The organism is Xylanimonas allomyrinae (assembly GCF_004135345.1).
In the GTDB taxonomy this organism is placed as follows: Bacteria; Actinomycetota; Actinomycetes; order Actinomycetales; family Cellulomonadaceae; genus Xylanimonas; species Xylanimonas allomyrinae.
Window position 1 is genome coordinate 32420 of record NZ_CP035495.1, and the last position, 23391, is coordinate 55810.

The window sequence follows — 23391 nt, forward strand, 5'->3', positions numbered from 1 at the left end:
CGCAGACCCCGCGCAGCCCTGCTGCGGGGGCCTGCGCCCGGACGCCTGAAAGTCACCCGGTCCGCAAGCTGATACACCCGCCGAAAACGTTGTCGACAAGGGTGTCCAGACCTAGTCTCGACACCGTGGGCGCACGGCGGCGCTCGTGTGCGGCCCTGCGGGACCGCTGTTCGCAAGGGAGCGATGGGATGAGGAATTTCCAGGCGCGGGGCGTGCGTCGCGCACTCTTCGCTGGACTGACGGCGGCTGCGCTCGCCCTGACCGGATCGGTCACGGCGCTGGTCGCCACGAGTACGCCGGCGGCAGCCGCCGACGTCGTGGTGCTGGGCAGCGACTTCGAGGGCGCGAGTCCCGCACCGTGGTCTGGCCGCGGCGCGACCGCGACGCTTGACGGCGACGCCCACTCGGGCGCGCAGGCGTTGAAGCTGTCGGGCCGCACGGCAGGGTGGAACGGCGCGCAGGTCGACGTGAGCTCGCTGTTCACCGCGGGCGACTACCACGTGACCGGCTGGGTCAAGCTCGTCGCGGGCCAGGCGGCCACGCAGCTCAACTTCGGCGTCAACCAGCCGGGCGCGAGCAACGAGTACCCGTGGGTCGGCTCGCGCGTCGACGTGACCGACAGCGCATGGGTCAAGCTCGACGGCTACTACACGGTGCTGCCGGACTCGCCCCCGACGATTCTGTACGTCGAGTCCGCCTCGGCCACGGCCGAGTTCCTGCTGGACGACGTCGAGGTGACGGCTCCCGCGCAGGTCACCACGGTCGCGGGCGCGAGCTTCGACGACCAGACGCTCGGCACGAACCTCCAGCAGTCGGGCGGCGGCACCGGCACGCTCACCTACGCGGCGCAGGACTCGGGCTACGCGCTCCAGGTCAACGACCGCGCCAGCGACTTCACGGGCATCCAGACGACGCCCGGCCTGCTCGTCCCCGGCACCACCTACACGATCTCCGCCCAGGTGCGTCTGGCAGACGGCGTGCCCGACACGCAGGTGCGCTGGGTCAGCTTCGCGTCCGTCGACGGCTCCGGCGCGTACGGCTGGATCGGCAACACGACGGTCACCTCGGGTGCGTGGGCGACGATCAGCGGTTCCTGGACGGTCCCCGCGAACGCCGACCCGGCCACCACCAAGGTCTACATCGGCAGCGCCGACCAGGCCGGCGGCGGCGCGTACACCTACCTGCTCGACGACGTGGAGATCACGACGCCGACGACGACGCCGACCGGCCCGCAGCCGGGCACCGTCCTGGTCGACACCGGGTTCGAGGACCAGACGCTCCAGGGCTGGGCGCCGCGCCAGGCCAACACCACCGCGCCGACGGTCGCCGTCGTCGCGGGTGGTGCGGACGGGTCCGCGTACGCGGCCCAGGTCTCCGACCGCGACAGCGACGGCGACGGGATCCAGTACGACCTCACGACGTCGGGCACCGCGGGCGCGACGCTGGCCTTCGAAGCATGGGTGCGGTTCGCCGAGGGGCAGCCGACCGGTGCGCTGACGCTGTCGGCGCGCACCGTCAAGGGCGGCGTCGAGGCGTTCTCCAACCTTGCCGCGATCAGCGAGGTGCGCAACGACGGCTGGGTCAAGGTGGGCGGGCAGTTCACGATGCCCGCCTACGACACCGTGGGCCAGATCTACTTCGAGGCGAAGTACAACTCGGGCAACGTCTCGCCGTTCCTCGTGGACCAGGTGAAGGTGTGGGTGCCCGAGCCCGCGGTGGTCGACACGTCGCTGACGCCGCTCAAGGACTCGGTCGCGATCCCGGGCATGGGCGTGGCGGTCGACTCGCGCGAGACGACCGGCAACGCGTCCGAGCTGGTCCTGCACCACTTCGACCAGATCACGCCCGAGAACTCGATGAAGGTCGAGTCCTGGTACGACGCGGACCACCAGTTCCGCCGCAACCCCGACGCGACGGCGCTGCTCGACTACGCGCAGGCCAACGACCTGCGCGTCTACGGCCACGTCCTGGTGTGGCACAGCCAGACTCCGGCGTGGTTCTTCCAGCGCGACGACGGCACGCCGCTGACGTCGTCGGACGCCGACAAGCAGTTCCTGCGCCAGCGCCTGCACGACCACATCTTCAACGTCGCCGCGTCGATCGCGGGTGACTACGGACCCTTCGGCTCGGCGACCAACCCGATGGTCGGCTGGGACGTCGCCAACGAGGTCATCTCGGACAACGCGACCGACGACGGCCTGCGCCGCAGCCCCTGGTACCAGGTGCTGGGCGAGGAGTACCTCTCGCTCGCGTTCCAGTACGCGGACGAGGCGTTCAACCACCAGTACGCCGCTGCGGGCTCGGCCCGCCCGATCGCCCTGTTCATCAACGAGTACAACACCGAGACCGACACCGCGAAGCTCGAGCGCTACCACGCCCTCGTGCAGCGGCTGCTGGCCGCGGGCGTCCCGGTCGACGGCGTGGGCCACCAGTTCCACTCGTCCCTGACGACGCCCGCGTCGGGCATGGACGCGGCCCTGACCCGGTTCGAGGACCTGCCCGTGAAGCAGGCCGTGACCGAGCTCGACGCGACGGTCGGCACGCCCGTCACCGAGGGCAACCTCATCAAGCAGGGCCACTGGTACCGCGACGCGTTCGACGTGTTCCGCAAGCACGCGGACGACCTGTTCTCGGTGACCCTGTGGGGTCTGACCGACGCCCGCTCGTGGCGTTCGGCGCAGGCGCCGCTGCTGTTCGACGGCGGCCTGCAGGCCAAGTACGCCTACTTCGGCGCCGTCGGCGACGACGCGGGGGTGCCGCCTCTGCTCACCGCGGCCAACGTGTTCGGCGGTGACGTGCCGCTCGACGCGTCCGCCGCCGACGCGGTCGACTGGCGCAACCAGCCGGCCCAGGAGCTGACGAGCAGCGCCGGGTCGTTCGTCCCCCGCTGGACGCCCGACCACCTGACGCTGCTGGTCACCGTCGCCTCGGACGCCACGGACGCGGTCGAGGTCGCCTACGGCGGGCAGACGTACGGCCTGACCAAGGCCGGCGTCGGCTCGGGCGGGGCCACGGGTGTCGTGTTCGACGACGCCGCGGGCTGGCGAGCCGTCATCCACATCCCGCACAGCGGGATCGTCCAGGGCGGCACCGCGCAGCTCGACGTGCGCGCCCTGGCCGGGTCGGACGTCGTCGGCGCCTGGAACAGCCCGGGGTCGACGGGCACGCTGACCTTCCTCGAGAATCTCGCGACGGTCGACGTGGCCGAGGCCGGAGGCGACGCCCCGGCGGTGGACGGCGTCGTCGACGACGTGTGGAGCACGGCGAACGTCGTCCACACGGGCACGGCGGTCGAGGGAGCGGCCGACGGCGCACAGGCCGACGTGCGGACCCTCTGGAAGGGCGACGACACCCTGTACGTCCTCTACCAGGTGACCGACCCCGTCATCGACGTCTCGTCCTCCGACCCGTGGAACCGCGACTCGGTCGAGCTGTTCCTCGACCTGGGCAACACCAAGGCGGGCGGCTACGGTCCCAACGACGCGCAGATGCGCATCTCGGTGGACAACCAGACGTCGTTCGGCACGGGTGACGCGACCGCGCAGGCAGAACGCCTCACCTCGGCCACGGCACGCACCGACACGGGCTACGTGGTCGAGCTGGCCGTCGCGCTCACCGGCCAGTCCGGCGGGCAGGACGACGTCCCGTTCGGCGGGGCCGACACGTTCCAGGGCCTCGACTTCCAGGTCAACGACGGCCGTGGCGGCGCCCGGTACGCGGTCCACACGTGGGCCGAGCCGTCGGGCACGGGCTACCAGACCACGTCCCGCTGGGGCGTCGGGCACCTGGTGGCGGCCCAGACGCCGCCGACGCCGGTGCCCCCGGTCCCGGCGGACCACCTCACGGCCGGCAACCGCGGCAAGGTCACGGCCGACGACGTCGTGCGCGCGGGAGGCACGCTCGACCTGAGCACGGGCGTCAAGAGCGCCGACCTTGACGTGTGGCTCTACTCCGACCCCGTGTCGCTGGGCACCGTCACCACGGGCAAGAACGGCAAGGCCACGGTGGCGCTGAGCGCCGACGTGACCCCCGGTGTGCGCCGGGTCGCGGTGTTCCGTGCCGACGGCACGCTCGTGGGCTGGGACGACGTCACGGTGGTCGGCGCGAGGGCGTCGGCGGTCGCGGTCAAGGTGCCCGCGATCTCGGGCAAGGCCGAGGCCGGATCCACGCTCTCGGCGTCGAACGGCACGTGGGCCTCGCCCGACAAGCTGAGCTACGGCTACCAGTGGCAGCGCGACGGGCAGGCCATCGCCAAGGCCACGGGCTCGACGTACAAGGTGGTCACGGCCGACGTCGGGCACGCGATCACCGTGGTGGTCACGGCGACGGCGCGCGGGTTCGACCCGGTGCCGGCGACGTCGGCTCCGGTCACCGCGAAGGCCAAGCCGGGCAAGCCCGCCAAGCCGACGAAACCGACCAAGCCCGCCAAGCCGAGCAAGCCGAGCAAGCCGCACGCTCCCGGCAAGGCCCCCGCAACCGGCCACGGGCACACCCCCGCCAAGCACGGGAACGCAGGTCACGGGTCGTCGGGTCACCACGTCTCGTTCTCGGGCTTCTGGCACGCGGCGACGTGCTGGCTTCGCTGAGGTGCCCGCTGCGCTGAGCGGCGCAGAGCACTGACGAGCCGTCGCGGCCCCCGGATCTTCGTGTCCGGGGGCCGCGCTTGTTCCTGGTCCTCGTCCAAGCGGCTACGCGTCCGGGCCGCGCGTGCGACGTCCGGGGCCCCGTGTCCGTGCAGCCCCGTCCGCGTCGGGGGATGCCCCGTCGTCGGCTGCCCTCCGTGCCATCCTGAAGGGACGAAGGAGGCTTGCCCCATGTGGACCGTGCGTGTCGCCGCCGTTCTGGTGCTCCTGACCTCGCTCGCCGCGCAGGTCGCTGTCGCGACGGGTGTCGTCGAGGCGTCGCGTCGGTATGACGAGGTTCCGGCGTCGCTCGGGAACGCCTATCTTGTCGGTCTCGTCGCCTCGGTGGCGTTCTTCCAGTGGGCGGTCGCCGCGGCGTGGGCCGCCGTCGAGCTGGGCAGGTCCCGCGCCCGGTCCCAGCGGGCGGCCGTGTCGGTGGCGGCGGTGTGCCTCATGGTGGCGTGCGCGATCCTGCTGGGGGTTGCGCTCGACATGAACGGCCGCAGCATCGGCGGCCCCCCTGCGGGCCTCGCCCTCCTGACGGCGACGCCGATCCTCGTGCTCACGATCCCGGCCTGGCTCCTGATCCGCCGCCGCCTGCGCGCCGCGGCCGCCGTCCGGTGAGGGTACGGGTTTGTGCAGGGTTCGGGCCGATTCCTGCACAAACCCGTACCGCCGTCGGGGTGGTGCCGGTCAGGCGAGCTGGGTGACCTGGCCGTCGGCGATGTGCAGGCGGCGCTTCGCGCGCCGGGCGACCGTCGAGTCGTGCGTGACCAGCACGACCGTCAGGCCCTTGTCCTGCCACAGGCCTTCCAGCAGCTCGACGATCTCGTCGCGGGTGCCCTCGTCGAGGTTGCCCGTGGGCTCGTCCGCCAGGAGCACGCTGGGCTCCTTGACGAGCGCGCGTGCGATCGCCACGCGCTGCTGCTGCCCGCCCGACAGCTCGCCGGGCAGGTGGTCGGCCCGGTCGGCGAGCCCGACCGACGCGAGCGCCGCCCGGGCGCGCTCGGCACGCGCGGGGGCACCGACGTCGGCGGGCACGAGCGCCGTCTCGACGTTCTCCTGCGCGGTCAGCGTGGGGATGAGGTTGAAGTTCTGGAACACGAACCCGATGCGATCGGCGCGCACCGCGGTCAGCGCCTTGTCGCCGAGCGTGGCCAGGTCGTCGGGCGTCGCGCCGTCCGCCCCGAGGCGCACGCTGCCCGACGTCGGGCGGTCGAGCCCGCCGAGCATCTGCAGCAGCGTGGACTTGCCGCCTCCGGTGGGGCCCTGGACGGCGACGAGCTCGCCGTCGGCGATGGTGAGGTCGACGTCGCGCAGCGCGTGGACGACGCGCTTGCCCTGCTGGTAGACGCGGGAGACCTTCTCGAGCTGGTACATGGGGAGCCTTTCGGGAGCGGGGTCAGGCGAGCGAGCGGAGCGCTTCGGCGGGGCGCAGGCGGGCGGCGCGGCGGCCGCCGACGGTGCCCGCCAGGAGCCCGCCGAGCACCGCGAGCCCGACGGCGGCGAGCACGATCCACACCGAGACGGGTGCGTGGAGCACGACGTCGACGGCGTTGCTCGCCCCGCCGTGCAGGGCCTGCGCCGCACCACCGAACGGGCCGCCGGCCCGTGCGGCGTCGCCGACGGCGTCGGCGACGCGTGCGCCCGGCCCGCCGAACGAGAAGCCGGAGCCGTTGGACCCGGTGAGCGTGATCCCGGCGAGGTTGATCGCGAGCACGGCGATCCCGCCCAGCACGATGCCGACGACGCCGCCGAGCACGCCCTGCGTGACGGCCTCGCCCGCGACCTGCCCGACGACGCGCCGCCGTGACCAGCCGATCGCCTTGAGCGTGCCGAGCTCGCGGGTGCGGCGGTTGACGCCCGAGACGGTGAACAGCACCGCGAGCCCGAACGCGGCGACGAGCACCACGATCGACAGGGCCGTGCCGAGCTTGGACACGAGCGAGGATGCGGTGGCCAGCGACCCGGTGACGTCGCCCGCCAGGTCGGACTGCGTGCTGACGGACGCGTCGGGCAGCGCTGCCGAGATGGCGTCGGCGACGGAGTCGACGTGCGACGCCGAGTCGACCGAGACGTAGAGGTTGGTGATCTTGCCTGCCGAGTCGGACAGCGACTGCGCGAGGCCGAGCGGGATGTACACGTCGGAGGCCGTGGCGACGCCGTCTCCGCTGGTCGATCCGACGATGCCGACGATCTTGAGCGTGCTGCCGCCGATGTCGACGGTGTCGCCGACGGCGAGGCTCTGCTGGTCGGCGTACTGGGCGTCGACGACGGCGACCTGGGCGTCGGCGTCGGTGGCCTGCAGGCCGCGCCCGTCGGTCACGGTGACGGTGGTGAGCGGTCCGACGGCGTCACCCGACGGGTCGACTCCGGTCACGGTCGTCTGGTCGATCCCGAAGTCGCCGCCGCCGAACACGCGGACGTGGGGCTGCCCGTCGGCCGGCGGGTCGCCCTCCGGCGCCTGGCCGGGCTGGGGCAGGTCGCCCGAGAACTCGATGTTCTGGAGCGTGAGCGTCGCGGCGACACCCGAGACGTGGTCGAGGCCGGCGACGGTCCCCTGTGCGGCGGCGTCGTACGCCGTCGTGCCGGGACGCACCATGAGGTGCGACTGCGAGAGCTGGGTGGAGCCGCCGTCGGCGGACGTCGTGCCGTCGTCCTGTTTGAACTCGAAGCGGGGGCCCAGCCGCGCCGCGCCGGGCTGGGCGGTCTGGGCGACGGTGATGTCGGTGCCGACGCCGTAGACGGCGTCGAGCACCGACCCCTGGGCGTCGCGGACGCCCGCGGAGACGGACGAGACGACCATGACGAGGGCGATCGCGACGCCCAGCCCGGTGGTCACGACGACGGTCTGCTTGCGCCGGTGCCGCAGCTCGCGGCGGAGATAGGTGAAGAACATGTCGGCTCCATCGGGGAGGCGTGCGCGGTGTGCGCCGGTCCGGGTCGACGCTAGGGCCGTCACCTGGGGAGACATCCCTCGCCGCCTGATCGCGCACTGTGAGCCGCTGTCCCAGGGTTCGTCAGGCCGTGCGTGTTATGGTCCGACCACTAGTGGGTCCAGCGTCGTCCGCTCGTCGGCGGACGCGCCGCGGCTCGGCATCGGGCCTACGCTGACTCACGACCACAAGGCACAACCGGCCATCCTGAAGGAGTACCCGTGGCTAGCATCGAAGCCGTTGGCGCCCGCGAGATTCTTGACTCGCGCGGCAACCCCACCGTTGAGGTCGAGGTCGTCCTCGACGACGGCACGTTCGCGCGCGCCGGCGTCCCGTCGGGCGCCTCGACGGGCGCCTTCGAGGCCGTCGAGCTGCGTGACGGCGACAAGAGCCGCTACCTGGGCAAGGGCGTGGAGCAGGCCGTCAACCATGTCATCGACGACATCGCGCCCGAGCTCATCGGCTACGACGCCGAGGAGCAGCGCCTGATCGACCAGACGCTGATCGACCTCGACGGCACCCCCAACAAGGGCAAGCTGGGCGCCAACGCCATCCTCGGCGTGTCGCTCGCCGTCGCCAAGGCTGCCGCCAAGTCGGCCGGCCTGGACCTGTTCCGCTACGTCGGTGGCCCCAACGCCCACGTGCTGCCGGTCCCGATGATGAACATCCTCAACGGTGGCTCGCACGCCGACTCGACCGTGGACTTCCAGGAGTTCATGATCGCCCCGATCGGTGCGGGCACCTTCAAGGAGGCCCTGCGCTCGGGCGCCGAGGTCTACCACGCCCTCAAGTCGGTGCTGAAGTCCAAGGGCTTCGCGACCGGTCTGGGTGACGAGGGTGGCTTCGCCCCCGACCTGCCCTCGAACGGCGCCGCGCTCGACCTCATCGTCGAGGCCATCGGCAAGGCCGGCTTCACGCCGGGCACCGACATCGCCATCGCCATGGACGTGGCCGCGACCGAGTTCTTCAAGGACGGCGCGTACCGCTTCAAGAACGGCGAGGTCCACTCGACCGAGGACATGATCGCGCTCTACGCGGACATGGTCGCCAACTACCCGATCGTCTCGATCGAGGACCCGCTGTCCGAGGACGAGTGGGCTGCCTGGACGGCGTTCGTCACCGAGGTCGGCGACAAGGTCCAGGTCGTCGGCGACGACCTGTTCGTCACCAACCCGGAGCGCCTCGCCCGCGGCATCGCCGAGAAGTCGGCCAACTCGCTGCTGGTCAAGCTCAACCAGATCGGCACGCTGACCGAGACGCTCGACGCCGTGACCCTGGCCCAGCGCAACGGCTTCACCACCATGACGTCGCACCGCTCGGGCGAGACCGAGGACACGACGATCGCCGACCTGTCGGTCGCCACCAACGCCGGCCAGATCAAGACCGGCGCCCCGGCCCGCGGCGAGCGCATCAACAAGTACAACCAGCTCCTGCGCATCGAGGAGGCCCTCGACGAGGCCGGTGTCTACGCCGGTCGCAGCGCCTTCCCGCGCTTCAAGGGCTGATCGCCCCACAGGCTGCACGACGACGGCGGGCCGTCCCTTCACGAAGGGGCGGCCCGCCGTCGTCTGCGAACGCCGGGTGACGGGCACGCCGCGCCGCGTCCCCGGCGGAGCGCGTGCAGGTCGGCACAATCAGGACGTGCCTCCGCGTCGCCCGCCTTCGTCCCCCCGCCCGGGCTCGCGTTCGAGTGCGCGCACGGGTGCGCGCGGCGGTGCCGCGGGCCACGACGCGGGGCGTGCGGGATCGCCGCGCGCCGCGCAGCCGCGCACGACGACGGGCCGCGGCGCGGCGGCCCGCCCGGCCGCGCCGCGACCGCGCGTGACCGCCAACGGCTCGGTGCCGGCGTCGGCCCGGGGGACCGGGGCGCGTGCGATCCTCAACCGGCCCGGCGGACCGGACCGCGACGCCCGGCGCCGCGCCCACAACGGCCTGGTGCTGCCCGAGGTGCTGACGGTCCGGCTCCTGGTGCTGGCGGTCGTGCTGCTCATCGCCGCCGTGCTGCTGGTGCCCACGATCCACGCGGCCGTCCAGCAGTCGATGGAGCTGCACCAGCTCCGGTCACAGGTCGCCGGCACGCAGGCCGAGGCCGACCACCTCAAGCAGGAGCTCGACCGGTGGGAGGACCCCGCATACGTCGAGGGTCAGGCGCGCGACAAGCTGCACTTCGTCATGCCGGGCGACCACGTGTGGCGCACGATCGGCGGCGACGCGGTGGTCGACGACGTCGACCCCGCGACCGGCAAGCCCGTCGACGCCGGTGTCGTCGGCCTGGCGACCGGCGGCGGCATCCCCTGGTACGCCTCGCTGTGGGACTCCGTGCGGGTCGCGGACGGCCCCGCGCCGTCGGACACCCCGCCCCCCGCCTCCGACGACGGCACCCCGGACGACACCGGCGCCGAAGCGCCGTCTGAGACAATCGGCGAGTGAGCACCGGCCCCGTCCTCCCCGTCCCTGCGAGTCCCGACGACGTCACGCCCGCCGACCTCGAGGTGCTCGCCGAGCAGCTCGGGCGCGAGCCACGCGGCGTCGCCGGCATCGCCGCACGCTGCGTGTGCGGGCGCCCGCTCGTGGCCCGCACGCTGCCCCGCCTGCCCGACGGCACGCCGTTCCCGACGACGTACTACCTCACGCACCCCGGTGCGGTGGCCGCGGCGTCGACCCTCGAGGCCAACGGGGTGATGAAGGAGATGACGCAGCGCCTGAGCGAGGACGCCGAGCTGGCGGCCGCGTACCGGCGCGCTCACGAGTCCTACCTCGCCGACCGCGAGGAGCTGGGGCACGTCGAGGAGATCGACGGCATCTCGGCCGGCGGCATGCCCGCGCGCGTCAAGTGCCTGCACGTGCTGATGGCTCACGCACTCGCCCGCCCGGGAGTCAACCCGCTGGGCGACGAGGCGCTCACGCTCGCGGCCGGTACGTGGCGGCGCGACCGGTGCACGTGTTGAGCGCCATGAACCACTCCGCGGCGCACCACGGCGACCACCCGCTCCCGGACGAGCAGCTCGCCCACAACGTTCGCGTCGGCGCAGAGCGGTCCGACATGATCGCCGCGGCCGTGCGCTCGCGCCTGGACGATCCCAGCACCCTCACGGTGCTCGACTACGGCTGCGGCCCCGGCCACGTCGGCCTGCGGCTGGCGGGCGCGTTCGCGCGCGTCGTCCTCGCCGACGTCGACGCGCAGGCGCTCGACCTGGCGCGCGCCGCGGCGACCGGGGACCCTTCCGTCGAGGTGCGCGAGCTCGACCTGACGCGCGGCGTGCCGGAGGGCCTGCGCGCCGACGTCGTCGTCTCCAGCATGTCCTGGCACCACATCCGCGACCTCGACGCGGTCGCCGACGCCCTGGTGCGGGTCGCGCCGGGCGGGCGCCTGTTCGTCGCCGACCTCGACGCCGACGGTGGCGCGTACCACCGTGACGTGGACGGCTTCGACGGGCACGACGGGTTCGACCGGCCGGCGCTCGCGGCGCGGCTTGCCCGGCGTGGGTACTCCGACGTCGTCGTCGAGGACCTGTGGTGCGGTGCGCGGTACACGCGCTCGGGCCTGGCTCCGCTGAGTGTGTTCCTGCTGACGGCACGGATCCCGGAGGTGTAGCGGGTCTCGCGCACCCGAGACCCGCCACACGACCCGTTCCACCGGGTGCCTGCGGCGCGGGTGACCCCTCGGGCTCGCGCACGGGGCGGCGACGCGGTGGCGCGTCTCGGTGCGTCGATCAGGGCCTCATCGACATCGGGCGACGGCGGCGGCCATCTGGCTCACCGCCTGCTCGAGCACGGGACGAGGCATGGCGAAGTTGAGGCGGACGAACCCCTCGCCGGCGGTGCCGCAGGACGTGCCCTCCACCGTGGCGATGTCGGCCTCCCGGAGGAAGAACTCACCGGGGGCGCCGCCCAGGTCCAGGCGGCGGCAGTCCAGCCACGCCAGGTAGGTGCCTTCGGGCATGCGGTAGCCGACGCCGGGCAGCGTGTCGGCCAGGAGGTCGGCGAGGAGCGTGCGGTTCCCGTCGAGGTACTGGATGACCTCGTCGAGCCACGGGCCGCCGGCGGCGTAGGCGGCCGTGCTGGCGATGACTCCGGGCGTCGACGCGCCGTGCTCGGCGAAGGTCCCGACCTCCGCCCAGGTCTGCGCGTCCTCGTCGTTGGAGAGCACGAGCTGGGCGCACTTCAGGCCGGGGATGTTCCAGGCCTTCGCCGCCGACGTGGCGGTGACGCTGTGGCGGGCGGCCGCGTCGCTGACCGACGCGTACGGTACGTGCGCGTGGCCGGGGTAGACCAGGGGAGCGTGGATCTCGTCGACGAACACCCGCGCGCCGTGCCGGTCGACGACCTGGCTCACCGCTTCGAGCTCGGCTCGCTCGAGCACCCGGCCGACGGGGTTGTGCGGGTTGCACAGCACCAGCAGGCCGGCGCCTCGGGCGAAGGCGCCGTCGAGCGCGTCGAGGTCGTACACGTGCCGGCCGTCGGCCTCCAGCATCGGGAGCTGGATCACCTCGCGCCCGAGCGTGCCGGGGAGCGTGAGGAACGGCATGTAGGCGGGTGTGGGCACGACGACGGGTGAGCCGGGGCGTGAGAAGTGCTCGATCACGGCGGCCATCCCCGCCAGGACGTCGGCCAGCGGGCGCACGCGCTCCGGTGCCACGCTCCAGCCGTACCGTTCGGCCGACCATCGGGCGTACGCCTCAGCCATGCGCTCGACGAGCCGGAGCGGCAGGTAGCCGAGCCGGCCCGTGTCGATGGTGGTGTGCAGGGCCTGGCGCACGGCGGGCGCGGTCCCGTAGTCCATCTCGGCGATGTACGCGCCGAGCTTGCCCGGATATGCGGTCCACTTGACGCTGCCGACCTCGCGCAGCGCGGCGACCGTGATGGCGTCGAGCTCGGGTGCGAGCGGCATCACTCCTCCTTCTTCCGGTGTGCGGGCGGTGAGGTGGTGTCGGCGTCGGCGGCGAGCTCGTTGAGGTAGTTGTAGATCGTGAACCGCGAGACGCGCAGCGCGTCGGCGATCATCTCGACGGCGTCACGCAGCAGCAGCAGGCCGCGGCCCTTGAGGTCGCGGACCACCGCGAGCTTGTGCTCCTTGCGCATCAGCTCGACGGGCACGCCCTGGGCACGGATCGACTGGTCGATCAGGTGGGTGGCCAGCTCGTCCACGTCGTGGGCGAAGACCTCCCCGGCGTCGTCGTGCGGCGCGGGCTGGACCGGCGGCCGCGCGGTGACGGTGCCGATCGGGTCGGGGGACCCGGTCATGGAGGACGCGATGCGTGCGACGGCGTCCCACACGGTCAGGTCGGCGTTGATGCACAGTGCGGCTGCGGGGGTGCCGTCCGCGGTGTGCACGATCGTCGTCGTCGAGCGCATGTACCTCCCGTCCGGCAGGCGCGTGCGGTAGCCGACCATCGTCGAGAAGCGGTTCTCCGCGGCCTGCTTGAGCAGGACGTCGGTGGCGGGCTCGCCGGGGCGACGGTTGGTGACGTCGCCCTGGACGGCCACGATCGACGTCGGCAGCCGTCGCAGGTCGTGCAGGACGACCTCCGCGTTCGGGGCAGTGACAGGCCGATCGGCTCGACGAGCTCGGTGAGGATCTCGATGATCCGGTCGTGCTCCGCGTCGGAGGCGTCGGTGGTGTCCACGTCGCTGGGGGTGGGGTTGGTCCTGGACCGGGCCACGTGGGGTCCTTTCGCAGTGCGCCGCACTGGGGGCGGTCTCGCGGGGGAGGCGTCGGCTGACGCGCTCGTCGATCTCACAGCGCTTTCATGTTCTCAACACTGTGTTGCATTCGTCAACTGATGCTGGACAGGTTCAACTGCTTCTGCAAGTCTGACCGCGTCAACGACGTCTGACCTCGCCTGTCTGCCCGCAGGCGCCTGGAGGAAGCATGCTCCGCAAGCGAAGCGCACTCACCGGGACCGCGGTGGATGCGCCTTCCACCCGCGGTGCCCGAGGGCGGTCGAGAGATGCCGGACCGAGGACCCTCCGCTGACGAACGTCGACGGCGACGCCGCTGCCTGCTGGAACCCGTGCCCGGCACCCCGGGACCGCGTGTCGGCAGGTGCGCGATGAGTGCCTCGAGCCACGCGCCGGTGCCGGGCGCTGGCCCGCTGCTGTCGTTGAGGTCGGTGACCAAGCAGTTCGAGGTGCGTACCTCCCGTCGCTGGCTCACCGCTCCGTCGGTGCTCACCGCCGTCGACGGCGTCGACCTCGACCTGGCGCGCGGTGAGACGTTCGGCCTGGTCGGCGAGTCAGGGTCGGGCAAGTCGACGCTCGGGCGGCTGGCCGTCCGCCTCGCAGAGCCGACGCGCGGCTCGATCACGTTCGACGGCCGGGACATCAGCCATCTGCACGGTGCCGGGCTGCGCACGGTCCGGCGGCGGATGCAGGTGGTCTTCCAGGACCCGCTCGGGTCTCTGGACCCACGCATGCGGGTGGGGGAGATCGTCGGCGAGCCGCTGCGCGTCTTCGAGGGACTGCGAGGGGCGACCCTGGACGACAGGGTGGCCGAGCTCCTCCGCTCGGTCGGCCTGGACCCCGCGCGGGCGCGGGCGCGGCCGCGGGCGCTGTCCGGTGGGCAGCGTCAGCGCGTCGGGATCGCCCGGGCGGTCGCGCTAGGGCCTGAGCTCATCCTGGCCGACGAGCCAGTCTCGGCCCTCGACGTGTCGGTGCAGGCCCAGATCGTCAATCTGCTCGCCGAGCTGCGCGAGACCCTCGGCCTGACCTACCTGTTCATCGCGCACGGACTGCCCGTCGTACGCCAGCTCGCCCAGCGTGTGGGCGTGATGTACCTGGGAAGGATCGTCGAGTCGGCGCCGGTCGACGAGCTGTTCGCCAACCCTCGCCATCCGTACACGCAGGCGCTCCTGGCGGCGTCGCCCGTCCCGGATCCGGGACGGCGCCGCGAGCGCGCCGTGCTTCAGGGCGAGCCGCCGTCGCCGCTGCGTGTCCCGAGCGGTTGCCGCTTCCGGACCCGCTGCCCGGTGGCCATGGCCATCTGCGCCGCCGAGGAGCCGCCAGTGGCGCAGGTCGGGCTGGGCCACCAGGCACAGTGCCATCGCGCCGAGGCGGGGACGTGAACGGGGACACCCGGGTTGCGGGGACGCATGCTCGGGTCGCCGCCGTGGTCCGGGCGCAGGTGCTCGCCGGCGAGCTCGCCGAGGAGGTACAGGTCATGTCCACCACCCAGTTCGCCACGGAGTTCCGCATCAATCCGGCCACCGCCCAGAAGGCGTTCGTTGCACTGGTTGAAGAGGGCGTGCTGTATAAGCGGCGCGGCCGGCGTCCTGGGACGCAACGGTGCCAGGAAGCCCACAAGGCGCTGGTTCAAGTGGCCGGAGTCGTGTGAGCGTCACTTGTGCGGTGTTCGTGGTGGGGTGTGAGCGGGGTTCCCTCGTTGTTGCTGAGGGGCACCGTGTTGTGTCGCACCGCCTGTGTGGCCAAATGTCACTGCGTGGACCGATCGGCGCCATCTTGGCACGTCGGGGCGTCAAGTGGTGGGCGCTGCCTGCTCGGGCCGGGAATGATCGCTCCGGTGTATTGGTCAGCTCGGAGGGCTCCATGTTGACCCTCGCGCAGAGGATGCTGACTCGGACGGTCTGGGTGACTGGGCTGAGCTCCAGGCCACGGGGAGGGTGACTGGCGTGGATCCGAGCAAGGACGCGGACGGCGGCGGGATTCCGGACCTTGCCGAGCAGATCGTGTGCGGCAACGCGACGTGAGCGGCGGGTCATGAGGACGTCGACGGCGACGGAGTGGCCGATTGGGTTGAGGTCGTGATCTGTGATCACACCTCGCGCGCCGATGGGACCGAGGATCTGGATGGTGATGGTGTCGCCGATGCGACGCATCCGGCCATCGGAACCGTGTACGTTGCGCAACCGGGCGAGGAGTTCGTGACAAAGGAGCGACTTCAGCACGAGTCGGTGCATGTCAAGCAGTGGAAGAAGGAGGGTCTCTTCTTTATCTACGACTACTTCGTGGTCGAAGGGGTCAACCCGTACACGAACCGGCTTGAGCAGCAGGCGGACCTACGCCTGGGAGGGTACAGCGACGAATGCGGACTCACCAATTGAGGCGAGCAACGCTGGCGCTGCTGGTCGCGGCGACAGTCGCGCTGCTGACTAGCGGATGCCCATCGGTTGAGCCATACACTCCATCACTGGCAGTCGCTGTGGCGTCGGATGGCACCATATCGGTGCTCATACCTCCCTTGTGCCCGGGTGACGCTGTCAGGTCGGCAGAGTTTGAAGACTTTGACAAGGACGCTAAGAACGGACTCAGGGCTTTCTGGAGTGCCTCTGAGCCTTTGGATCCGCACTCGAACCTTCTAGTACTTGATGGCTCCCGCTGGGGATCTGTGGAAGGCGACTACAAGGCGCATACCGGCGATCGATTGAGCGTCTCGGTCCTGACGTCGAGAGATCTTGTTGGCACTGTCATTGACCGGAAACGTGATCGCCCCAGTAAGGTGGGCGACTTCATGATGAACGGTGAGGAGGTTCGCCGCGAGGACTATGAGAGCTGGGTTCGTGAGCGGTTCCCGTGCAAGTGAGCAAGCGCCAGCGGCTGTTGCTCTTTCGCTGTCCGCAACCCACAGGGAAGAATGCGTTTCTCCAGGCTCATCTGGGATGAGCCTGATTCTTGGGCTGGAGGCTGCAGCGGATGCGGCGACAGCCATCGGTGTCGCCGGGTCCGTTGCGCTCACGGCAGATACGTGCCGCACCGCTTCGCGTAGTGCTAACGCGTCTCGTGCCGCAGCCATCACCGGCCCCGCGATCACCGAGACCGAGCAGATAGTCGTGAATGGCACAACAGGGCTTCCAGGGCTGCTGATGTCGGAGGTGGCTGCGCGCAATGCGTTCGGTGGATGATCGCGGTGGCGGCAACGGACCCAGAAGACTGAGCCGACCCGGTGGCATCGAGAGGGAAGACGGATCCGTCGAGTACCGGATGTCGCCAGCAACCCTGTTCTGGAGCCGGTTTGGTCGAGCGTTCTATGCAGTCAATGTAGCTGCCATTGTCGCATCCGGCGACAAAGGAGATCCCTGGCTCTTGATTTTGGCGGGTATGTTCTGGCTCACCTTCATCCTTCTTCTCGACTTCGGTGGCGCCAATGTGGTTGCAGAGGCTAGAGGTCTCGAGGTACGTAACATTCTCTTCGCGTGGCACTACCCGTGGGCCGCGGTCGCGGGGTTTGATGCCACCGATCGACTGGTGGTTGTTCGTTCGGACGGGCGTCGGACGCGGTGCTGGGCCGTACAGAAGGCAAACGCCGCAATGATGTTCAACAAAGACTCTCGCGTGGACTATGTGGCGGCCGAGCTGGATGCGTTCCGGACTCGGGTGGGGATTGCCTCGGATCCGGGAGTGTCTCCGTCGCGGCGGTTTCGCCGGTTCAGTCGTTGGGAACTGCTTCAGATGTTCGCCGTGTTCCCGGCGATCGTCGTCGGGGCGTGGTGGATATCCGTTGCGCGACGATGACGGCGACATCGAGGTGCGCGGCTCGCGGCGCGTGCGGTTCGCCGTCGTGCAGGCGCTCGCCGAGGCCGATCTCGTGCCCGAGGACGTACGGACCGTCACTCGCAGCCTCCAGGACGTGTTCGTCGCCCTCATCGGGCGCGACGACGACCCGCAGGTGACCCCTCGAATCACGGAGGAGCCCTCCGCTGACCACGCCTCCGCTGACCACGCCTGCGCTCGCCGCGCCCCTGCCCGGCCCGGTACGCATGCGCACCGGGATGCGCACCGGGATGCGCACCGGGATGCGCACCGGGATGCGCGGGGGATGCGTGACGCCGTCGAGGCTCCCGACGGGTCGCCGTTCGACGGTGCACAGGTGATCGCGCTGCTGGTGCCGGCCGTCCTCGCCGTCGCTGCGGCGAGCCCGGCGCTCAACATCATCCCGGTCACGATCGCGACCCAGCGTGGGCAGGGCGTCCTGCGCCGCCTGTCAACCACGCCCGTGCGACCGCAAGGGGTGTTCGTGAGCACCGACACCGTCGACCTCGCCGCGACGCTGGTCTCTGTCGTCGTGGCGCTCGTGCTGGACACGCTCGTGTTCGACCTGTCAGCCCCGGAGAATCCCGCGACTGCGCTCCTCGGCTTCGTACTCGGCCTCGCGGGCATGTTTCACGCCGCTCGGGGCATCCGCACAGGTCATGCAGGCGGGCTGGTTCGGGGGAGGGTTCCCGCTGACCCAGGTGCTGGTCACGGTCGCGTGGACGGCCGCGCCCGTTCCGCTGAGGTTGCGGTTGTTCCGCTGGACCTGAGCGCTCTCAGGCGGACTGTGCGTGCGCGGCGCGCATCCAGGGTGAGAAGGTGGTCGGCGTGATTCGCCCCTTCCCGTCCGATGCCCTCACCGCAGCCTCGCGATCGCGCCGCGTCGCGGCCCTGGACTGCGGCACCAACTCGCTGCGCCTGCTCGTGGCCGACGTCGCCGCCGACGGCACGCTGAGCGAGGTCGAGCGCCGCACGACGATCGTGCGGCTCGGGCAGGGCGTCGACCGCACCGGCGAGCTCGCACCCGACGCGCTCGAGCGCACGTTCGCCGTGACGCGCGAGTACGCGCAGGTCGTCGCGGCCACGGGGGCGCAGGACGTGCGATTCGTGGCGACGTCGGCCACGCGCGACGCGCGCAACCGCGACGTGTTCTTCGCGGGGATCCGCGACGCCATCGGCGTCGAGGCCGAGGTGATCTCGGGCGACGAGGAGGCCCAGCTCTCGTTCCGGGGGGCGACGGGCGCCGTGAGTGCCACGCACCCCGGCCCATACCTTGTGGTCGACCTGGGCGGTGGCTCGACCGAGCTCGTGCTGGGGGAGCGCGCCCCTGAGGCCGCCGTGTCGATGGACGTCGGCTCCGTGCGGCTCACCGAACGCCACCTGCACTCCGACCCGCCGACCCCCGCTGAGGTCGCCGCTGCCCGCGCCGACGTGCACGCGGCCCTCGACGCCGCAGCCGCCGTCGTCCCGCTCGGCCGCACGACGACGCTCGTCGGGCTGGCCGGGTCGGTCACGTCCCTCACGGCGTACGCGCTCGGGCTTCGCGTCTACGACCGCGACGCCGTCGACGGCACCGTGCTCTCGGTCGACGACGTCCTCGGCGCGTGCGACCGGATGCTCGCCATGTCGCGCGCCGAGCGCCTTGCTCTCGGGTTCCTTCAGCCGGGTCGCGCCGACGTGCTGGGGGCGGGCGCGATCGTCTGGGCCGAGGTCGTGCGGCGCGTGCGCGACGACGTCGCCGCGGCGGGCGGGGCGCTGACGCATGCTGTGACGAGCGAGCACGACATCCTCGACGGGATCGCGCGCTCGATGCGCTGACGGCCGCCTGCGGGCGTGATTTCGAAGACGTTTGTCAGGGGGACCTAAGTCCCGACGTAGACTGGACTCATGCCTCAGAAAGACCTGACCTCGGTCACCCATGCCCAGGGCACCCCAGCCCCGGAGTCGGCCGGGTCACCCCGTCCCCGCAAGGTGCCGCGGATCGTGGTGCTCGGCGGCGGATCCGTCGGGCTCTACGTCGCGCGGCGGCTGCGCAAGAAGCTGAAGAAGAGCGACGCCGCCATCGTCGTCGTCGACCCCCGCCCGTACATGACGTACGCGCCGTTCCTGCCCGAGGCGGGTGCGGGATCGATCGAGGCGCGCGACGTCGTCGCCCCGCACCGCTGGGCCCTCAAGGGCGTCGATGTGCTCCAGGGTCTGGTCGCGGCGATCGACCACGGTGCCAAGCGCGTGACCATCCAGCCCGAGGCGGGGGAGGCGTACGAGGTCACGTACGACGAGCTCGTGCTGGGTCTCGGGTCGGTGTCGCGCACGCTGCCCATCCCGGGCCTCGCCGAGACGGCCATCGGCTTCAAGAACGTCGAAGAGGCCATCGCGGTCCGCAACCACGTGCTCAACCGCATGGACGTCGCGTCGTCCACGTGGGACGCGGACCTGCGCAGGCGGATGCTCACGTTCACGTTCGTCGGCGGCGGCTTCGCGGGCGTCGAGGCGATCGCGGAGATCGAGGACATGGCGCGCTACGCGACGCGCAACTACGCGACCATCGACCCCGAGGACCTGCGGTTCGTCATGATCGAGGGCTCGGGTCGCATCCTGCCCGAGGTCTCGGAGGCGATGGGGCAGTGGGCGCTGGAGGAGATGCAGAAGCGCGGCATCGAGTTCCACCTCAACACCTTCCTCAACTCGTGCATCGACGGCCACGTCACGACGTCGACGGGGGTGGAGTTCGACTCGGACACCATCGTGTGGACGGCGGGGGTCAAGGCGAACCCGGTGCTCAAGGAGGCCTCCGACCTGCCTGTCGACAAGCTCGGCCGCGTCATCGTGCTCCCGACGCTCGAGGTCGCCGACGCCGAGGGCAACGTCGTCGCCGACGTGTGGGCGGCGGGTGACTGTGCCGCCGTGCCCGACGTGCTCAACCCCGGCAAGTTCTGCCCGCCGAACGCCCAGCACGCGATCCGTGAGGCCAAGCGGCTGGCCGACAACATCGTGGCCAAGCGTGCGGGCAGGAACGTCGAGGAGTACGCGCACAAGAGCGTCGGCGTGGTCGCCTCGCTCGGCTTGTACAAGGGCGTCGCGGAGCTGTTCGGCTTCCTCAAGCTGCGCGGGTTCCTCGCGTGGGCGGCGCACCGCAGCTACCACGTGCTGGCGATGCCGACGGGCAACCGCAAGATCCGCATCATCATCGGCTGGATCGGCCAGTTCCTCATGGGCCGCGAGATCATCTCGCTGGGCTCGGTGCACGACCCGCGCGACGAGTTCCGCAAGGCGGCCGTGCCGCCCGCGCCGCCGGGCACGACGGTCGAGCAGACGGCCGAGGCGTCGGCGCAGACGGCTGCCGAGGGCGCGCCCGCGCAGTCCGGTCCGAGCGCGGGCTGAACCCAGGCCGCCCGTTCCGTACCCTGTCAGGAGCACCGCACGCGATCGTGCGGTGCTCCTGGTGTCTGACGTCGCGGCACCTGGCCCCCGTAGCCCAACTGGCAGAGGCAGCCGGCTTAAACCCGGCGCAGTCCGGGTTCGAGTCCCGGCGGGGGCACCCGGCCCTCACATATGATTGCCTCAAGCAATCGAATCGTGTATCATTCAGGAGATCCCCACCGCCTGCTCACGGAGGTCCCGGCGTGTCCGCACGCGACGAACCGAACAAGACAGCCATCTACGCCACCGCCCTGACGGCGTTCTTCGCCATCGCGGGCATCGGCGTCGTCGACCCGATCCTGCCCGTGATCGGCCAGGAGATCGGCGCGAGCACCTGGCAGATCGAGCTGCTGTTCACCGCCTACATCGCCGTCATGGCGATCTTCATGATCCCGGTCACGATCTCGACCGGGCGGTTCGGCTACAAGAAGGTGCTCGCCGCCGGCGTCAGCCTGGTGGCCGTTGCCGCCATCCTGGCCTCGCTCGCCGGCTCGATCGGGTCGCTCGCCCTGCTGCGCGGCCTGTGGGGCCTGGGCAACTCGATGTTCTTCGTCACTGCGATGGTGCTGCTCATCTCGCTCGCCCGGGACCGCGAGTGGGTCGTGGAGCTGTACGAGACCTGCCTCGGCCTGGGCTTCGCGCTCGGCCCGCTCATCGGCGGCCTGCTCGGCCAGATCTCGTGGCGCGTGCCCTTCTTCGCGTGCGGCGTGTTCATGATCGGCGCGCTCGTCATCTCGCTGACCAAGCTCAGCGATCCCGCCGAGCGCCCGGCCCCGCTGACCGTGCGCCGCGCTTTCGCGGCGTTCAAGCGACCCGCGTTCGTCATCGTGTCCATCGTCGTGGCCACCTACAACTTCGTGTTCTTCACCGTGCTCGGGTTCGGCCCGGTCGCGCTCGGGCTGGGCATCGTGCCGCTCGGGCTCGTGTTCACCGGCTGGGGCGTGGGGCTCGCCTTCGGCATCCTCGTCATCGGGCACCGACTCGCGGTCCGCATCGGCGCGGTGCGCACCGTGGGCGCCGCGTTCGTCGTGCTGCTGCTGACGCTCGTGGGGCTCGCGCTGTCGCCCGCGACGTGGTTCTCGGTCGTCATGCTCGTCGTCGCCGGTCTGTGCATGGGTGTGACCAACGCCAACGTCACCGACCTGGCCCTGGCCACGGGCGACCCCGACCGGCGCATCACGACCGGTGCGTTCAACCTGGTCCGCTGGGGCTTCGCCGCACCGGCGCCGGTCGTCTCCGGCCTCCTGGGCGAGCACGTCGGCCTGTCGTCGCCGTTCTGGGTCGCGGCCGTGGTGCTCGGCCTCGGCATCGCCGTCCTGGCGGTCTTCGGCCGCCGGATCACGCAGGCGGCCAGCGGCGACGAGCTCATGGCCCCGCACGCCGACCGCGAGCTCGTTCCCGCGACGTAGCGCGCGCCGCCCCCGAGACGGTCCCGAGACGGTCCCCGGCGTCAGCGCGCGGGGGAGAGGTGCGGGAGCGGGTGCCAGCCGCGCGGGTCCGCGCCGCCCGGCAGCGGAGCCTCCGGCGCGTACGGGCTGCGCGTGAAGCAGAACGTGCCGACGTCGAGCGCCACGGTGTGCCCCTCGCGCGCGACCGGGCGCAGCACTTCACCCAGCCAGTACCCGCCCTCGACACCGACCCACGCGCCCGCACCGGCGGGCGCGAACACCGTGCCGCGCCCGCCCCGGGCCGTCAGCTCCAGCAGGCCCCCGCGCCGCACGCGCAGCGTGTACGGGGCCGGGCCCCAGTACCAGGTGCCCGTCAGGTCGAGCGCGACCGCGTCGACGCCGTCCCGTGGCACGGGCCGAACCCACGGCGCGCCGGCGTCGAGCACGTCGAGCAGCGCGACCGGGTCGTAGACCCCCGCCGTCGACGACGCGCACATCGCGACGACGTCGCCGCTCACGACGTCGGCGCGCAGGCCCGCCTGGAAACCGGGCACGGACCCGCCGTGCCCGGCGGTGCGGCGTCGTCGGACGTCGCCCTCGTCGTCGGACGCGCTCACCCGTGCGGCGCCGACGGCGTCGCCTGCTCCGTGCTCGGAGTCCCACACCATGACGCCGAGCCCGTACGCGGCGGTCCAGGCGACGCCGGGCTCGTCGCGCAACGCGCGCGGCGCGCACATGCGCCGCCGCGCCGCCACGGGCAGCACGTCGCCGTCAGGGGCGGACCACGCCCCGTCCGGGCCTGCCGCCACGAGCCAGGACCCGAACCGGGCGAGGTCCGTCGGCGTCGACCAGACCTCGCCCGCGGCGCCCATCGCGTCGTAGTCAGGGACCGGCTCGGCGTGGACCAGATCGGCATGGGGGTGCACCGCGTACCCGGTGACGTGCGGCCCGGCGGGCCGTCGCCCCGTCGACGTCATCCCGAGCGGCTCCCACACCTCGGTGCGCAGGACGTCGTCCCACGGGCGCGCGTGGACAGACTCCAGCAGCCGCCCGAGCACCGCGTATCCCAGGTTGGAGTAGTGGAACCGCTCGCCAGGCGCGGTGATGGCCTCGTGCCGGGCCACCGCGGACCACGGGCGCCCGCCCGCGCGCTCCCACCACGGGCCCTCGGGCTCGGCCGGCAGCCCCGCGGTGTGCGACAGCACGTGCGCGAGGCTCGCGTCCGGCGCCGGAGCATCGGGCACGTGCCTGCCGACGGCGTCCTCGAGCGCGAGCGCGCCCGACTCGGCGAGCCTCAGCACGCACACGGCCACCATCGTCTTGGTGATCGACCCGACGCGGAACGCGTGCTCGGGCACGGCCGCATCACCCGTCGGCCCGACGACGCCGGCCGCGTCCGCCCAGACCACCGCGCCCGCGCGCGCCACCGCCGCCGACGCCGCGGGCAGCCGCCCCGCGCGACGCTGGGCGTCGAGCATGGCGGTCAGGGACGTGGCGACGGCGGCGGGCAGGCGGGTGCGAGTCACCCGGGCAGGGTAT

19 protein-coding genes, 1 tRNA gene and 1 pseudogene are annotated in these 23391 nt (G+C 71.7%); 16 read left to right on the forward strand and 5 right to left on the reverse strand.

Annotation, left to right across the window (positions count from 1 at the left end; all coding sequences use genetic code 11):
* Positions 1-188 precede the first annotated feature (188 nt).
* Together ET495_RS00130 and ET495_RS00135 are read left to right on the forward strand one after the other, a co-directional pair.
* The gene (locus ET495_RS00130; RefSeq protein WP_129201652.1) at positions 189-4586 is read left to right on the forward strand and encodes an endo-1,4-beta-xylanase; all 4398 of its coding nucleotides are present in this window, start codon (positions 189-191) and stop codon (positions 4584-4586) included.
* A 228-nt stretch (positions 4587-4814) separates the two neighbouring features.
* Positions 4815-5246: a hypothetical protein gene (locus tag ET495_RS00135; RefSeq protein ID WP_129201654.1), complete on the forward strand. Its 432-nt coding sequence runs from the start codon at positions 4815-4817 to the stop codon at positions 5244-5246.
* Positions 5247-5315: 69 nt separating this feature from the next.
* On the opposite strand, the gene ET495_RS00140 is transcribed toward ET495_RS00135, so the two are convergent.
* Positions 5316-6002, reverse strand: coding sequence for an ABC transporter ATP-binding protein (locus ET495_RS00140; RefSeq protein WP_129201656.1), 687 nt, complete (start codon positions 6000-6002; stop codon positions 5316-5318).
* 22 nt (positions 6003-6024) lie between these two features.
* A complete protein-coding gene (locus ET495_RS00145) occupies positions 6025-7521 on the reverse strand; it encodes an ABC transporter permease (protein WP_129201658.1) in 1497 nt (498 codons plus the stop codon).
* Positions 7522-7779: 258 nt separating this feature from the next.
* Between ET495_RS00145 and eno the strand changes: the two genes are divergently transcribed.
* The 4 genes from eno (at position 7780) to ET495_RS00165 (ending at position 11153) form a co-directional block, all read left to right on the forward strand.
* Positions 7780-9063, forward strand: coding sequence for a phosphopyruvate hydratase (gene eno, locus ET495_RS00150; RefSeq protein WP_129201660.1), 1284 nt, complete (start codon positions 7780-7782; stop codon positions 9061-9063).
* 136 nt (positions 9064-9199) lie between these two features.
* Positions 9200-9988 carry a septum formation initiator family protein gene (locus ET495_RS00155; protein WP_245993191.1) on the forward strand — a complete coding sequence of 263 codons (789 nt, stop codon included), beginning with the start codon at positions 9200-9202 and terminating at the stop codon, positions 9986-9988.
* Entirely contained in the window at positions 9985-10506 is a 522-nt protein-coding gene (locus tag ET495_RS00160; RefSeq protein ID WP_129201662.1) for a DUF501 domain-containing protein, read from the forward strand. Before ET495_RS00155 ends, ET495_RS00160 begins: the two co-directional genes overlap by 4 nt.
* 5 nt (positions 10507-10511) lie before the next feature.
* Entirely contained in the window at positions 10512-11153 is a 642-nt protein-coding gene (locus ET495_RS00165; protein ID WP_129201664.1) for a class I SAM-dependent methyltransferase, read from the forward strand.
* 126 nt (positions 11154-11279) lie between these two features.
* Here ET495_RS00165 and ET495_RS00170 read toward each other — a convergent pair whose 3' ends face one another.
* Both ET495_RS00170 and ET495_RS00175 read right to left on the reverse strand, forming a co-directional pair.
* Positions 11280-12449 carry a MalY/PatB family protein gene (locus ET495_RS00170; RefSeq protein WP_129201666.1) on the reverse strand — a complete coding sequence of 390 codons (1170 nt, stop codon included), beginning with the start codon at positions 12447-12449 and terminating at the stop codon, positions 11280-11282.
* Entirely contained in the window at positions 12449-13045 is a 597-nt protein-coding gene (locus tag ET495_RS00175; RefSeq protein ID WP_211340875.1) for a helix-turn-helix transcriptional regulator, read from the reverse strand. Before ET495_RS00175 ends, ET495_RS00170 begins: the two co-directional genes overlap by 1 nt.
* 566 nt (positions 13046-13611) lie before the next feature.
* Here ET495_RS00175 and ET495_RS00185 point away from each other — a divergent pair.
* The 10 genes and pseudogenes from ET495_RS00185 to ET495_RS00230 all read left to right on the forward strand — a co-directional run bounded on the left by ET495_RS00185 (position 13612) and on the right by ET495_RS00230 (position 21873).
* Positions 13612-14622, forward strand: a complete 1011-nt coding sequence (locus ET495_RS00185) for an ABC transporter ATP-binding protein (RefSeq protein ID WP_129201668.1) — start codon at positions 13612-13614, stop codon at positions 14620-14622.
* Positions 14623-14666: 44 nt separating this feature from the next.
* Positions 14667-14822 (forward strand): annotated as a pseudogene (locus ET495_RS19565) (GntR family transcriptional regulator); the annotation flags it as partial.
* Positions 14823-15297: 475 nt separating this feature from the next.
* Positions 15298-15618: a hypothetical protein gene (locus ET495_RS00195; RefSeq protein ID WP_129201670.1), complete on the forward strand. Its 321-nt coding sequence runs from the start codon at positions 15298-15300 to the stop codon at positions 15616-15618.
* A gap of 555 nt (positions 15619-16173) precedes the next feature.
* Positions 16174-16416, forward strand: coding sequence for a hypothetical protein (locus tag ET495_RS00200; RefSeq protein ID WP_129201672.1), 243 nt, complete (start codon positions 16174-16176; stop codon positions 16414-16416).
* Positions 16409-17026 carry a PH domain-containing protein gene (locus ET495_RS00205; protein ID WP_162616314.1) on the forward strand — a complete coding sequence of 206 codons (618 nt, stop codon included), beginning with the start codon at positions 16409-16411 and terminating at the stop codon, positions 17024-17026. The genes ET495_RS00200 and ET495_RS00205 overlap by 8 nt, the downstream gene beginning before the upstream one ends.
* A complete protein-coding gene (locus ET495_RS17980) occupies positions 17013-17876 on the forward strand; it encodes a hypothetical protein (RefSeq protein WP_211340876.1) in 864 nt (287 codons plus the stop codon). The genes ET495_RS00205 and ET495_RS17980 overlap by 14 nt, the downstream gene beginning before the upstream one ends.
* The gene (locus ET495_RS00215) at positions 17873-18862 is read left to right on the forward strand and encodes a Ppx/GppA phosphatase family protein (protein ID WP_281276145.1); all 990 of its coding nucleotides are present in this window, start codon (positions 17873-17875) and stop codon (positions 18860-18862) included. The genes ET495_RS17980 and ET495_RS00215 overlap by 4 nt, the downstream gene beginning before the upstream one ends.
* 69 nt (positions 18863-18931) lie before the next feature.
* Positions 18932-20425: an NAD(P)/FAD-dependent oxidoreductase gene (locus ET495_RS00220; RefSeq protein ID WP_129201676.1), complete on the forward strand. Its 1494-nt coding sequence runs from the start codon at positions 18932-18934 to the stop codon at positions 20423-20425.
* Between the two features lie 83 nt (positions 20426-20508).
* Positions 20509-20582 (forward strand) — tRNA-Leu (locus ET495_RS00225).
* A gap of 85 nt (positions 20583-20667) precedes the next feature.
* Entirely contained in the window at positions 20668-21873 is a 1206-nt protein-coding gene (locus tag ET495_RS00230) for an MFS transporter (protein WP_129201678.1), read from the forward strand.
* Positions 21874-21914: 41 nt separating this feature from the next.
* On the opposite strand, the gene ET495_RS00235 is transcribed toward ET495_RS00230, so the two are convergent.
* The gene (locus ET495_RS00235) at positions 21915-23378 is read right to left on the reverse strand and encodes a serine hydrolase domain-containing protein (protein WP_245993193.1); all 1464 of its coding nucleotides are present in this window, start codon (positions 23376-23378) and stop codon (positions 21915-21917) included.
* Positions 23379-23391 lie beyond the last annotated feature (13 nt).